Origin of the sequence: Pseudomonas sp. zfem001, from assembly GCF_032621725.1 — a bacterium.
Taxonomy (GTDB): Bacteria; Pseudomonadota; Gammaproteobacteria; order Pseudomonadales; family Pseudomonadaceae; genus Aquipseudomonas; species Aquipseudomonas sediminis.
In genome coordinates this window covers 12,514-24,966 of the sequence record NZ_JAVYJI010000005.1, presented here as the reverse complement: position 1 = coordinate 24,966, position 12,453 = coordinate 12,514, and the positions used below count along the sequence as shown (strand labels likewise).

The 12,453-nt window shown below is 56.9% G+C and carries 20 protein-coding genes and 1 pseudogene; all 21 read right to left on the bottom strand.

Going from position 1 to position 12,453, the window contains the following annotated elements; translation table 11 throughout:
- Positions 1–5 precede the first annotated feature (5 nt).
- Entirely contained in the window at positions 6–539 is a 534-nt protein-coding gene (gene rplF / locus RTH74_RS16455; RefSeq protein ID WP_316915366.1) for a 50S ribosomal protein L6, read from the bottom strand.
- Between the two features lie 12 nt (positions 540–551).
- Complete coding sequence (gene rpsH / locus RTH74_RS16450; RefSeq protein WP_003243915.1) at positions 552–944, bottom strand: 30S ribosomal protein S8; 393 nt, start codon at positions 942–944, stop codon at positions 552–554.
- Positions 945–1,267: 323 nt separating this feature from the next.
- The gene (rpsN, locus tag RTH74_RS16445) at positions 1,268–1,573 is read right to left on the bottom strand and encodes a 30S ribosomal protein S14 (protein ID WP_003463288.1); all 306 of its coding nucleotides are present in this window, start codon (positions 1,571–1,573) and stop codon (positions 1,268–1,270) included.
- Between the two features lie 15 nt (positions 1,574–1,588).
- A complete protein-coding gene (rplE, locus tag RTH74_RS16440; protein ID WP_017675614.1) occupies positions 1,589–2,128 on the bottom strand; it encodes a 50S ribosomal protein L5 in 540 nt (179 codons plus the stop codon).
- Positions 2,129–2,147: 19 nt separating this feature from the next.
- Positions 2,148–2,462, bottom strand: coding sequence for a 50S ribosomal protein L24 (gene rplX / locus RTH74_RS16435; protein WP_017675615.1), 315 nt, complete (start codon positions 2,460–2,462; stop codon positions 2,148–2,150).
- An 11-nt stretch (positions 2,463–2,473) separates the two neighbouring features.
- Positions 2,474–2,842, bottom strand: a complete 369-nt coding sequence (rplN, locus tag RTH74_RS16430; RefSeq protein WP_003243907.1) for a 50S ribosomal protein L14 — start codon at positions 2,840–2,842, stop codon at positions 2,474–2,476.
- A gap of 23 nt (positions 2,843–2,865) precedes the next feature.
- Complete coding sequence (rpsQ, locus tag RTH74_RS16425) at positions 2,866–3,132, bottom strand: 30S ribosomal protein S17 (protein ID WP_026088453.1); 267 nt, start codon at positions 3,130–3,132, stop codon at positions 2,866–2,868.
- Between the two features lie 2 nt (positions 3,133–3,134).
- The gene (rpmC, locus tag RTH74_RS16420) at positions 3,135–3,326 is read right to left on the bottom strand and encodes a 50S ribosomal protein L29 (RefSeq protein ID WP_003463299.1); all 192 of its coding nucleotides are present in this window, start codon (positions 3,324–3,326) and stop codon (positions 3,135–3,137) included.
- Positions 3,326–3,739, bottom strand: coding sequence for a 50S ribosomal protein L16 (gene rplP, locus RTH74_RS16415; protein ID WP_003243901.1), 414 nt, complete (start codon positions 3,737–3,739; stop codon positions 3,326–3,328). Before rplP ends, rpmC begins: the two co-directional genes overlap by 1 nt.
- A 12-nt stretch (positions 3,740–3,751) precedes the next feature.
- Positions 3,752–4,438, bottom strand: a complete 687-nt coding sequence (gene rpsC / locus RTH74_RS16410; RefSeq protein ID WP_017675617.1) for a 30S ribosomal protein S3 — start codon at positions 4,436–4,438, stop codon at positions 3,752–3,754.
- A 13-nt stretch (positions 4,439–4,451) separates the two neighbouring features.
- On the bottom strand, positions 4,452–4,784 hold the full coding sequence (rplV, locus tag RTH74_RS16405) for a 50S ribosomal protein L22 (protein ID WP_003103908.1): 333 nt from the start codon (positions 4,782–4,784) through the stop codon (positions 4,452–4,454).
- Between the two features lie 11 nt (positions 4,785–4,795).
- Complete coding sequence (gene rpsS, locus RTH74_RS16400; protein ID WP_003463302.1) at positions 4,796–5,071, bottom strand: 30S ribosomal protein S19; 276 nt, start codon at positions 5,069–5,071, stop codon at positions 4,796–4,798.
- A 16-nt stretch (positions 5,072–5,087) separates the two neighbouring features.
- The gene (gene rplB / locus RTH74_RS16395) at positions 5,088–5,912 is read right to left on the bottom strand and encodes a 50S ribosomal protein L2 (RefSeq protein WP_017675619.1); all 825 of its coding nucleotides are present in this window, start codon (positions 5,910–5,912) and stop codon (positions 5,088–5,090) included.
- 14 nt (positions 5,913–5,926) lie between these two features.
- Positions 5,927–6,226: a 50S ribosomal protein L23 gene (rplW, locus tag RTH74_RS16390; RefSeq protein ID WP_003463306.1), complete on the bottom strand. Its 300-nt coding sequence runs from the start codon at positions 6,224–6,226 to the stop codon at positions 5,927–5,929.
- Positions 6,223–6,825, bottom strand: coding sequence for a 50S ribosomal protein L4 (rplD, locus tag RTH74_RS16385; RefSeq protein ID WP_036999711.1), 603 nt, complete (start codon positions 6,823–6,825; stop codon positions 6,223–6,225). The genes rplW and rplD overlap by 4 nt, the downstream gene beginning before the upstream one ends.
- 14 nt (positions 6,826–6,839) lie before the next feature.
- On the bottom strand, positions 6,840–7,469 hold the full coding sequence (gene rplC, locus RTH74_RS16380; protein WP_017675621.1) for a 50S ribosomal protein L3: 630 nt from the start codon (positions 7,467–7,469) through the stop codon (positions 6,840–6,842).
- A gap of 83 nt (positions 7,470–7,552) precedes the next feature.
- A complete protein-coding gene (gene rpsJ / locus RTH74_RS16375) occupies positions 7,553–7,864 on the bottom strand; it encodes a 30S ribosomal protein S10 (protein WP_003463313.1) in 312 nt (103 codons plus the stop codon).
- Between the two features lie 155 nt (positions 7,865–8,019).
- Positions 8,020–9,169, bottom strand: a pseudogene (gene tuf, locus RTH74_RS16370) (elongation factor Tu).
- Between the two features lie 30 nt (positions 9,170–9,199).
- Positions 9,200–11,347: an elongation factor G gene (fusA, locus tag RTH74_RS16365; RefSeq protein ID WP_099526263.1), complete on the bottom strand. Its 2,148-nt coding sequence runs from the start codon at positions 11,345–11,347 to the stop codon at positions 9,200–9,202.
- A 30-nt stretch (positions 11,348–11,377) separates the two neighbouring features.
- Complete coding sequence (rpsG, locus tag RTH74_RS16360) at positions 11,378–11,848, bottom strand: 30S ribosomal protein S7 (protein WP_003246741.1); 471 nt, start codon at positions 11,846–11,848, stop codon at positions 11,378–11,380.
- A gap of 103 nt (positions 11,849–11,951) precedes the next feature.
- Entirely contained in the window at positions 11,952–12,323 is a 372-nt protein-coding gene (gene rpsL, locus RTH74_RS16355) for a 30S ribosomal protein S12 (RefSeq protein WP_003463319.1), read from the bottom strand.
- Positions 12,324–12,453: the final 130 nt, after the last annotated feature.

The window sequence follows — 12,453 nt, the reverse complement described above, 5'->3', positions numbered from 1 at the left end:
GCCCCTTACTTCTTCTTGGCTTCTTTACGACGGACAACTTCATCCGCGTAACGAACGCCTTTGCCCTTGTAGGGCTCAGGACGACGGAAGTCACGGATTTCCGCAGCCACCTGACCCACCAGTTGCTTGTCGATACCCTTGATCAGGATTTCGGTCTGGTTCGGGGTTTCAGCCACGACGCCTTCCGGCAGTTCGTAGTCGATCGGGTGGGAGAAGCCCAGTGCGAGGTTCAGCACCTGGCCTTTGGCTTGAGCTTTGTAGCCCACGCCGACCAGCTGCAGCTTACGCTCGAAGCCTTGGCTGACACCGATGACCATGTTGTTCACCAGGGCGCGAGTAGTACCGGCCATAGCGCGGTTCTGCTGGTCGCCATTACGAGCGGCGAAACGCAGTTCGCTACCTTCCTGGATCACTTCAACGGACGAGTGAACATTCAGTTTCAGAGCGCCCTTGGCACCCTTGACCGAGAGCTGCTGACCGGCGAGTTTGATCTCGACACCAGCTGGCAGCACTACGGGGTTCTTAGCAACGCGAGACATGCTTATCCCCCCTTAGAACACGGTGCAGAGCACTTCGCCGCCGACACCGGCAGCGCGCGCAGCGCGATCCGTCATCACACCTTTGTTGGTGGAGACGATGGAAACACCGAGACCGCCGCGAACCTTCGGCAGGTCATCGACGGATTTGTACTGACGAAGGCCAGGACGGCTCACGCGCTTGACTTCCTCGATGACCGGACGGCCTTCGAAGTACTTCAGCTCGATGGACAGTTGTGGCTTGGCTTCACCATTGACTTCATAACCCGCAATGTAACCTTCGTCTTTGAGAACTTTGGCTACGGCTACCTTCAGAGTGGAAGAAGGCATGCTTACGACGGACTTTTCAGCCATCTGGGCATTACGGATACGAGTTAGCATGTCCGCTAACGGGTCCTGCATACTCATGGGCTAGACGCTCCTGATACAAAAAGAACAGCCCGAGGGCTGTGGGATCATCCAAAAGCTCGGCATGGAAATGCCAGGCTCAGGAGAGCCGGACATTCTAGAGACCGATCAAAAATGAAGCAAGCCCCAAAAGGGGCTTGATTCATTATTCTGCTGGTAGTCTTGCGAGCTAGAGCCAGGCAAGGCGCAAGGAGGTGAGGATGCGGAGTTTACTGTAGTAAATGAGCAATCCGAACCTACTTGCAACGCGGCATGGCCGACGCGCAGCAGACCGCCATAAAGACAAAGCCGGCACTAGGCCGGCTTCGCTTTTTTACTACGCCTTACCAGCTGGCTTTCACCAGGCCTGGTACGTCACCGCGCATGGCGGCTTCGCGCAGCTTGTTACGCGACAGACCGAACTTGCGATAAACGCCGTGCGGACGGCCGGTGATGCGGCAACGGTTACGCAGGCGCGAGGCGCTGGCGTCACGTGGCTGCTTCTGCAGAGCGACCTGGGCTTCCCAACGCGCTTCCGGACTGGTGTTCGGATTAGCGATGGTAGCTTTCAGCTCGGCACGCTTCTTGGCGTACTTGGCAACCGTTTGCTGACGCTTCAGCTCGCGGTTCTTCATGCTTGTCTTGGCCATTGTCCAGGACTCCGATCAGTTGCGGAACGGGAAGTTGAAAGCACGCAGCAGAGCGCGGCCTTCATCATCGTTACGGGCAGTGGTAGTCAGGGTGATGTCCAGACCACGCAGCGCATCGATTTTGTCGTAATCGATTTCCGGGAAGATGATCTGCTCTTTCACGCCCATGCTGTAGTTGCCACGGCCATCGAAGGACTTGGCATTCAGGCCGCGGAAGTCACGCACGCGCGGCAGGGAGATGGACAGCAGACGATCCAGGAACTCGTACATACGCTCGCGACGCAGAGTGACCTTGACGCCAATCGGCCAACCTTCACGAACCTTGAAACCTGCGATCGACTTACGGGCATGAGTCACAACGACTTTCTGACCGGTGATCTTCTCGAGGTCGGCTACAGCGTTTTCGATGATCTTCTTGTCACCGATCGCTTCGCCCAGGCCCATGTTCAGGGTGATCTTGGTGATGCGCGGAACTTCCATCACGTTCGCCAGCTTCAGTTCTTCCTTCAGCTTGGGCGCGATTTCCTTCCGGTAAATCTCTTTCAGTCGTGCCATGGTATTTACCTACGGATTCTCAAGCGCCAACCGGCTTCTGGGTGGACTTGAAGACACGAATTTTCTTGCCGTCTTCGGTCTTGAAGCCAACGCGGTCAGCCTTGTTGGTTTCAGAGTTGAAGATGGCAACGTTGGAAGCGTGCAGAGGCGCTTCTTTCTCGACGATACCGCCTTGAACGCCCGACATCGGGTTCGGCTTGGTATGACGCTTCACCAGGTTGATGCCACCGACGACCAGACGGTCGTCAGCGAGAACCTTGAGCACCTTACCGCGCTTACCTTTGTCTTTACCGGCGATCACGATGATCTCGTCGTCACGACGAATCTTTTGCATGTCGGATCTCCTTAAAGCACTTCAGGGGCGAGCGAGACGATCTTCATGAACTTCTCGGAACGCAGTTCACGGGTCACTGGCCCGAAGATACGGGTACCAATCGGCTCTTGCTTGTTGTTCAGCAGAACAGCAGCGTTGCCGTCGAAGCGGATGATCGAACCGTCGGCACGACGAACGCCGTGACGGGTACGAACAACCACTGCGGTCATGACCTGACCTTTCTTCACTTTGCCGCGCGGAATTGCTTCCTTGACGGTGACCTTGATGATGTCGCCGATGCCGGCGTAGCGACGATGAGAGCCGCCCAGCACCTTGATGCACATAACGCGACGTGCACCGCTGTTGTCAGCAACATCGAGCATGGATTGAGTCTGAATCATAAAATTTCTCCGACCCCTAGCCCTTAGACGTCAACTGCGCGTTCGACGACTTCAACCAGAGCCCAGGACTTGGTCTTGGACTGCGGACGGGTTTCGCGAATGGAAACCTTGTCGCCGATCTTGCACTGGTTGGTTTCGTCGTGAGCGTGCAGTTTGGTCGAACGCTTGACGTATTTACCGTAGATCGGGTGCTTAACGCGGCGCTCGATCAGAACGGTGATGGTCTTGTCCATCTTGTCGCTGACAACACGGCCGGTCAGCGTACGGACTGTTTTTTCGGCTTCAGCCATGATCACTTACCTGCCTGCTGGTTGAGCACAGTTTTCACACGAGCGATGTCGCGCTTAACTTGCGAGAGCAGGTGAGACTGCCCCAACTGGCCAGTTGCTTTCTGCATACGCAGATTGAACTGGTCGCGCAGCAGACCGAGCAGTTGCTCGTTCAGTTGCTGTGCGGTTTTTTCACGAAGTTCGGTCGCTTTCATCACATCACCGTCCGCTTAACAAAGGTGGTGGCGAGCGGCAGCTTTGCAGCAGCCAGGGCGAAAGCCTCACGCGCCAGCTCTTCGGAAACGCCTTCGATCTCGTACAGGACTTTGCCTGGCTGGATCTGGGCTACCCAATATTCGACGCCACCCTTACCTTTACCCATCCGCACTTCGAGAGGCTTCTTGGTAACCGGCTTGTCCGGGAATACGCGAATCCAGATCTTGCCGCCACGTTTTACGTGACGAGTCAGAGCACGACGAGCGGACTCGATCTGACGGGCGGTGAGACGACCGCGGGCTACAGACTTCAGCGCGAACTCGCCGAAGCTGACCTTGCTACCGCGCTGAGCCAGACCACGGTTGTGGCCGGTCATCTGCTTGCGGAACTTCGTACGCTTTGGTTGCAACATGATGCGTACTCCTTATTTCTTAGCAGCTTTACGAGGAGCGGGCGCTTGCGGCTTCAGCTCTTCAGTGCGGCCACCAATGACCTCACCCTTGAAGATCCAAACCTTGACGCCGATCACACCGTAAGTGGTGTGCGCTTCGTAGGTGGCGTAATCGATATCTGCACGCAGGGTGTGCAGGGGCACACGACCTTCGCGATACCACTCGGTACGGGCGATTTCAGCGCCACCAAGACGACCACTCACCTGGATCTTGATGCCCTTGGCACCAATACGCATGGCGTTCTGTACGGCGCGCTTCATGGCGCGACGGAACATTACGCGGCGCTCCAGCTGCTGAGCTACGCTCTGTGCAACCAGCATACCGTCGAGCTCCGGCTTGCGGATCTCTTCGATGTTGATGTGCACCGGCACACCCATTTGCTTGGTCAGGTCCTGACGCAGCTTCTCAACATCTTCACCTTTCTTGCCGATCACGATGCCGGGACGAGCGGTGTGGATGGTGATGCGTGCGGTTTGAGCCGGGCGAGCGATGTCGATACGGCTAACGGACGCGCTTTTTAGTTTGTCTTGCAGGTATGCACGAACCTTCAGGTCGGCATTCAGGTAGTCGGCGTAAGTGCGACCATCTGCATACCAAACCGAAGTGTGATCCTTGACGATTCCCAGGCGGATGCCAACGGGATGTACTTTCTGACCCATCTGATCGACTCCGTTACTTGTCCGCAACCTTGACAGTGATATGGCAAGACCGCTTGACGATGCGATCAGCACGGCCTTTGGCACGCGGCATGATGCGCTTAAGCGAACGCCCTTCGTTGACGAAAACGGTGCTGACCTTCAGGTCATCAACGTCTGCGCCTTCGTTGTGCTCGGCGTTGGCAACGGCCGACTCCAGCACTTTCTTCATGATCTCGGCGGCTTTCTTGCTGCTGAAAGCCAGCAGGTTGAGCGCTTCGCCCACCTTCTTCCCGCGGATCTGGTCGGCGACCAGGCGAGCTTTCTGGGCGGAGATGCGAGCGCCCGACAACTTAGCGGCTACTTCCATTTCCAAACCCCTTAACGCTTGCCTTTCTTGTCGGCAACGTGACCACGATAGGTACGCGTGCCGGCAAATTCGCCCAGTTTGTGGCCGACCATGTCTTCGTTCACGAGGACCGGGACATGTTGACGACCGTTATGCACAGCGATGGTCAGACCGACCATCTGCGGCAGGATCATGGAGCGACGCGACCAGGTTTTGACTGGTTTACGCTCGCCCTTTTCCACCGCCGCTTCGACCTTCTTCAGTAGGTGAAGATCGATAAAAGGACCTTTTTTCAGAGAACGTGGCACTGTCGTATCCCTCTATTTACTTGCGACGACGGACGATCATGTTGTCGGTGCGCTTGTTAGCACGGGTTTTCGCGCCCTTGGTCGGGAAGCCCCATGGCGACACCGGATGACGACCACCGGAGGTACGACCCTCACCACCACCGTGCGGGTGATCAACCGGGTTCATGGCAACACCACGAACGGTCGGACGAACACCGCGCCAGCGCTTGGCACCGGCCTTACCCAGCGAACGCAGGCTGTGCTCGGAGTTCGAGACTTCGCCCAGGGTCGCACGGCACTCGGACAGGACTTTGCGCATTTCGCCGGAGCGCAGACGCAGAGTCACATAGGCACCTTCACGAGCGATCAGCTGAGCGGAAGCGCCAGCGGAACGAGCGATCTGAGCACCTTTACCCGGCTTCAGCTCGATACCGTGAACGGTCGAACCTACCGGAATGTTGCGCAGCTGCAGACTGTTGCCCGGCTTGATCGGAGCCATGATGCCCGCAATCAGCTGGTCGCCAGCAGAAACGCCCTTCGGAGCGATGATGTAGCGACGTTCGCCGTCAGCGTATTTCAGCAGAGCGATGTGAGCAGTACGGTTCGGATCGTATTCCACGCGCTCGACAGTGGCAGGGATGCCATCCTTGTCGTTGCGACGGAAGTCGACCAGACGGTAATGCTGCTTATGACCACCACCGATATGACGGGTGGTAATACGGCCATTGTTGTTACGACCACCGGACTTCGACTTTTTCTCGAGCAGCGGAGCGTACGGAGCGCCTTTGTGCAGCTCCTGATTGACCACCTTGACCACAAAACGGCGGCCAGCGGAAGTCGGTTTGCATTTAACGATTGCCATGATGCACCCCTTCCTTACTCAGCACTGCTGGTGAAATCGAGTTCTTGGCCCGGCTGAAGGGAGATAACTGCCTTCTTCCAGTCGTTACGCTTGCCCAGACCGCGAGCGGTGCGCTTGCTCTTACCCAGAACGTTCTGAGTAGTAACGCGCTCAACCTTCACGCCGAACAGGCCTTCGACAGCCTTCTTGATTTCCAGCTTGGTCGCATCGGTAGCGACTTTGAAAACGAACTGACCTTGTTTGTCAGCCAGAACCGTGGCCTTCTCGGAGATGTGCGGGCCAAGCAGCACTTTGAATACGCGTTCCTGGTTCATCCCAGCAGCTCCTCGAATTTCTTCACGGCCGAAACGGTGACCAGCACCTTCTCGTACGCGATCAGGCTGACCGGATCGGAACCCTGAACGTCACGTACATCAACGTGCGGCAGGTTGCGGGCAGCCAGGTACAGGTTCTCATCGACAGCGTCGGATACGATCAGCACGTCGGTCAGGCCCAGGCCATTGAGTTTGGCCAGCAGAGTCTTGGTCTTCGGCGCATCAACGGCGAAGTCTTCGACTACGACCAGACGGTCGGTACGAACCAGCTCAGCAAGGATGGAGCGCAGAGCTGCGCGGTACATCTTCTTGTTCAGCTTTTGATCATGGTTACGGGTGGACGCTGCGAAGGTCACACCACCGCCACGCCAGATCGGACCACGAGTGGTACCAGCACGAGCACGACCAGTGCCCTTCTGACGCCATGGGCGCTTACCGCCACCGGAAACGTCGGAACGGGACTTCTGACCTTTGGTGCCCTGACGGCCGCCTGCCATGTAGGCGACGACAGCTTGGTGAACCAGAGTCTCGTTGAACTCGCCACCGAAGGTCGCTTCGGACACTTCGATCGCCTGAGCGCCATTTACATTCAATTGCATCTCAGATTCTCCCCTTACGCCTTGGCAGCCGGACGAACGATAACGTCGCCGCCAGTAGCGCCAGGAACGGCACCCTTGACCAGCAACAGATTACGCTCGGCGTCTACGCGCACGACTTCCAGGGACTGCACGGTAACGCGCTCAGCACCCATGTGGCCGGACATCTTCTTGCCCTTGAATACGCGACCCGGGGTCTGGCACTGGCCAATGGAACCCGGAACACGGTGGGACACGGAGTTGCCGTGAGTGTTGTCCTGGCCGCGGAAGTTCCAACGCTTGATGGTACCGGCGAAGCCTTTACCTTTGGACTGACCGGTCACATCGACCAGTTGACCAGCTTGGAAAATTTCAGCGTTGATCAGATCGCCGGCCTGGTAGTCGCCTTCTTCAAGACGGAACTCCAGAACGGTACGACCTGCCGCGACGTTCGCCTTGGCGAAGTGGCCAGCTTGAGCTGCTGTGACACGCGAAGCACGACGCTCGCCAACAGTGACTTGCACTGCGCGATAGCCATCGGATTCTTCGGTTTTAAACTGGGTGACGCGATTCGGCTCGATCTCAATGACCGTAACCGGAATGGAGACACCTTCTTCGGTGAAAATACGGGTCATACCCGCTTTACGACCGACTACACCAATAGTCATGTTGTAAACCTCATGAGTGTACGGGGCTTTCACCCGCTATGGCCGCCCATTTCAGAGCGTTACACGACTAAAACCGCCAGGTTTTAGCCGAGGCTGATCTGCACTTCCACGCCTGCCGCAAGGTCGAGCTTCATCAGCGCATCAACGGTTTTATCCGTCGGCTGGACGATGTCCAGAACACGCTTATGAGTGCGGATTTCGTACTGATCGCGCGCGTCTTTGTTGACGTGCGGGGAGACCAGAACGGTATACCGCTCCTTACGAGTAGGCAGAGGAATCGGACCACGCACCTGAGCACCAGTACGTTTCGCGGTTTCCACGATTTCCTGGGTAGATTGATCGATCAGGCGATGGTCAAAAGCCTTCAACCGAATACGGATTTGTTGGTTTTGCATTTTGACCTCAGATTCCAAGCTGCTAATCCCCACAGACGGACTACGCCCGTTCAAGGGAGGCGCAATTGTACGGATGCCCCCTGGGGGTGTCAACTTTTAACCAATCCAAAAGAAAAGGGCCCCGAAGGGCCCTTTTCTATACCGCGGATCGTTGATTACTCGACGATCTTGGCAACCACGCCAGCACCAACGGTACGACCACCTTCGCGAATTGCGAAGCGCAGGCCGTCTTCCATGGCGATCGGCTTGATCAGGGTGACAACCATTTTGATGTTGTCGCCCGGCATTACCATCTCAACGGTAGAACTGAGGACGGTAGCCTTTGAAGAACGGGGTGTGACGACCACCTTCTTCTTTGGACAGAACGTACACTTCAGCTTCGAACTTGGTGTGCGGCTTGATGGTGCCCGGCTTGGCCAGWACCTGACCACGCTCGACTTCATCACGCTTGGTGCCGCGCAGCAGCACGCCGCAGTTCTCACCAGCACGACCTTCGTCCAGCAGCTTGCGGAACATCTCAACGCCGGTGCAGGTGGTTTTAGTGGTCGGACGCAGACCAACGATTTCGATTTCTTCCTGGATCTTGACGATACCGCGCTCTACACGACCGGTCACTACAGTACCGCGGCCGGAGATCGAGAATACGTCTTCGATCGGCATCAGGAACGGACGGTCGATGGCACGAACCGGCTCAGGAATGTAGCTGTCCAGAGTCTCAACCAGCTTCTTGACGGCAGTGGTGCCCATCTCGTTGGCGTCTTCGCCGTTCAGCGCCATCAGCGCGGAACCGATGATGATCGGAGTGTCGTCGCCCGGGAAATCGTAGGTGCTCAGCAGGTCGCGAACTTCCATCTCGACCAGCTCCAGCAGCTCAGCGTCGTCAACCATGTCAGCCTTGTTCAGGAAGACAACGATGTACGGTACGCCAACCTGACGGGACAGCAGGATGTGCTCACGAGTTTGCGGCATCGGACCATCGGCAGCCGAGCAGACCAGGATCGCGCCGTCCATCTGGGCAGCACCGGTGATCATGTTCTTCACGTAGTCGGCGTGACCCGGGCAGTCAACGTGCGCGTAGTGACGAATGTTGGAGTCGTACTCTACGTGCGCAGTGTTGATGGTGATACCACGAGCCTTCTCTTCCGGCGCGCTATCGATCTTGTCGAAGTCAACCTTGGCCGAACCGAATACCTCGGAGCAGACACGGGTCAGAGCAGCGGTCAGAGTGGTTTTACCGTGGTCAACGTGACCGATGGTGCCAACGTTGACGTGCGGTTTGTTACGTTCGAATTTTTCCTTAGCCACGACAGTAAACCTCTTACTTAAAGGGCGGGATTAGCCTTGTTTTTTAACCAGTGCTTCGACGATGTTCGCCGGAGCCTCTGCGTACTTGGAGAATTCCATGGAGTAGCTGGCGCGACCCTGGGACATGGAACGGACGTCGGTAGCGTAACCAAACATCTCGCCCAGCGGAACTTCGGCACGGATAACCTTACCGGACACCGAATCTTCCATACCCTGGATCAGACCGCGACGACGGTTCAGGTCACCCATCACGTCACCCATGTAGTCCTCAGGAGTTACCACTTCCACCTTCATGATCGGCTCAAGCACCTTACCGCCACCCTTCTGGGCCAGTTGCTTGGTCGCCATGGAGGCAGCGATCTTGAACGCCATCTCGTTGGAGTCGACGTCGTGGTAGGAACCATCGAACACGGTAGCCTTCAGGCCGATCAGCGGATAACCGGCAACAACGCCGTTCTTCATCTGCTCTTCGATACCCTTCTGGATCGCCGGGATGTATTCCTTCGGAACCACACCACCCACGACTTCGTTGGTGAACACCAGACCTTCGGTGATGTTGCCCTTGTCGTCCACGTCCGGAGTCGAGAAACGAATCCAGCAGTGACCGAACTGACCGCGACCACCGGACTGACGAACGAACTTACCTTCGATCTCGACAGCGTCCTTGGTGATGGTTTCACGGTAGGAAACCTGCGGCTTACCGATGTTGGCCTCGACGTTGAACTCGCGCTTCATGCGGTCAACGAGGATGTCCAGGTGCAGTTCACCCATACCGGAGATGATGGTCTGACCGGTTTCTTCGTCAGTCTTGACGCGGAACGACGGGTCTTCCTGAGCCAGCTTGCCCAGAGCGATACCCATCTTCTCCTGGTCAGCCTTGGTTTTCGGCTCTACAGCTACCGAAATGACCGGCTCCGGGAAGTCCATACGCTCGAGGATGATCTGCTTGTCCGGATCGCACAGGGTTTCGCCAGTGGTGACGTCCTTCATGCCGATCAGAGCAGCGATGTCACCAGCGCGTACTTCTTTGATCTCTTCACGCTGGTTGGCGTGCATCTGCACCATACGACCAACGCGCTCTTTCTTGCCTTTCACGGAGTTGATGACCGATTGGCCAGACTCCAGAACGCCCGAGTAGACACGAACGAAGGTCAGCGTACCGACGAACGGGTCGGTAGCGATCTTGAACGCCAGAGCCGAGAACGGCTCGTTGTCGTCGGCATGACGCTCGTCGTAATCGGCTTCGGCAATCTCTTCTTTCGGCTTGTCAGCCAGATCCGGGTGAATACCCTTGATCGCCGGGATCTCGGTCGGAGCAGGCAGGAAGTCGATAACGGCGTCGAGAACCAGGGGAACACCCTTGTTCTTGAACGAGGAGCCGCAGACAGCCGGGACGATCTCGCTAGCCAGAGTACGGGCGCGCAGACCAGCCTTGATCTCCTCGACGGACAGGTCACCTTCTTCAAGGTACTTGTTCATCAGCTCTTCGTTGGCTTCGGCAGCAGCCTCAACCATGTTCGAGCGCCACTCGTTTGCCAGGTCTACCAGCTCAGCAGGAATCTCTTCCTCGCGATAGGTAGTGCCCTTGTCGTCTTCGTTCCAGTAGATAGCCTTCATCTTGATCAGGTCGACCTGACCTTCGAAGTTATCTTCGGCGCCGATGGCGATCTGAATCGGTACCGGGGTGTGACCCAGACGGTTCTTGATCTGACCGACGACACGCAGGAAGTTAGCACCAGCACGGTCCATCTTGTTCACGTAGACAACACGCGGAACACCGTACTTGTTGGCCTGACGCCATACGGTTTCGGACTGCGGCTCAACGCCCGAAGTACCACAGAACACAACGACCGCACCGTCGAGTACGCGCAGCGAGCGCTCTACTTCAATGGTGAAGTCAACGTGACCGGGGGTATCGATGACGTTTACGCGGTAGTTGTCGTACTGACCAACCGAACCTTTCCAGAAGGTGGTGATGGCAGCAGAAGTAATGGTAATACCACGCTCCTGCTCCTGAACCATCCAGTCGGTGGTCGCGGCGCCATCATGCACCTCGCCCATCTTGTGGCTCAGGCCTGTGTAGAACAGGATCCGCTCGGTAGTGGTGGTCTTGCCCGCGTCAACGTGGGCACAGATACCAATATTACGGTAGCGGTTAATTGCTGTATTACGAGCCATAAAGCCCTCGCAAGGTTAGTGGAGCCGGGATTAGAAGCGGTAGTGCGAGAAAGCCTTGTTGGCTTCAGCCATGCGGTGCACGTCTTCACGCTTCTTGACAGCAGCGCCTTTGCCTTCAGCAGCATCCAGCAGCTCACCAGCCAGCCGCAGAGCCATGGACTTCTCGCCGCGCTTGCGGGCGTAGTCTACGAGCCAGCGCATTGCCAGAGCGTTACGACGCGACGGACGAACTTCGACCGGAACCTGGTAGGTAGCACCGCCTACACGGCGGGACTTGACTTCGACCAGCGGAGCGATGGCGTCGAGAGCTTTCTCGAAGATCTCCAGGGGATCGCTGTTCTTGCGTGCTTTGACTGTGTCCAGAGCACCGTAAACGATGCGCTCGGCCACGGCCTTCTTGCCGCTTTCCATCACGTGGTTCATGAACTTGGCGAGGATCTGCGACCCGTACTTCGGATCGTCGAGAATCTCACGTTTTGCTGCTACACGACGTCTTGGCATGATAAGCCCTCAAACGGTCTTCAGGTTAGCCCGGGACTTTCGGCAAAAGCCGCGCCCGACCTTACTCTTATCGACTCAACTAAATATAAAGATTCAAGCGACCTTATTTCGGACGCTTGGTACCGTACTTGGAACGACCCTGCTTACGGTCTTTGACGCCGGAGGTATCCAGCGAACCACGCACGGTGTGGTAGCGCACACCCGGAAGGTCTTTTACACGACCGCCACGGATCAGCACGACGCTGTGCTCTTGCAGGTTGTGGCCTTCACCACCGATGTACGAGGAAACCTCGAAACCGTTGGTCAGACGCACGCGGCATACTTTACGCAGTGCCGAGTTAGGTTTTTTCGGCGTAGTGGTGTACACGCGAGTGCACACGCCACGACGTTGCGGGCAGTTCTGCAGCGCAGGTACGTCGGATTTCTCGACGATACGCTTACGCGGCTGACGTACCAGCTGGTTGATAGTTGCCATCTACTAGCTCCACTGTTGTCTTTCGACGCTCACAAATAAAGATGGCAGAGCACAGCGCCCTGCCAAATTTAGGGGTGCATGAGTCTAAAGAGACTCACGCCCCCAGTCAAGGCAAAGCCCCGCTAGCGAA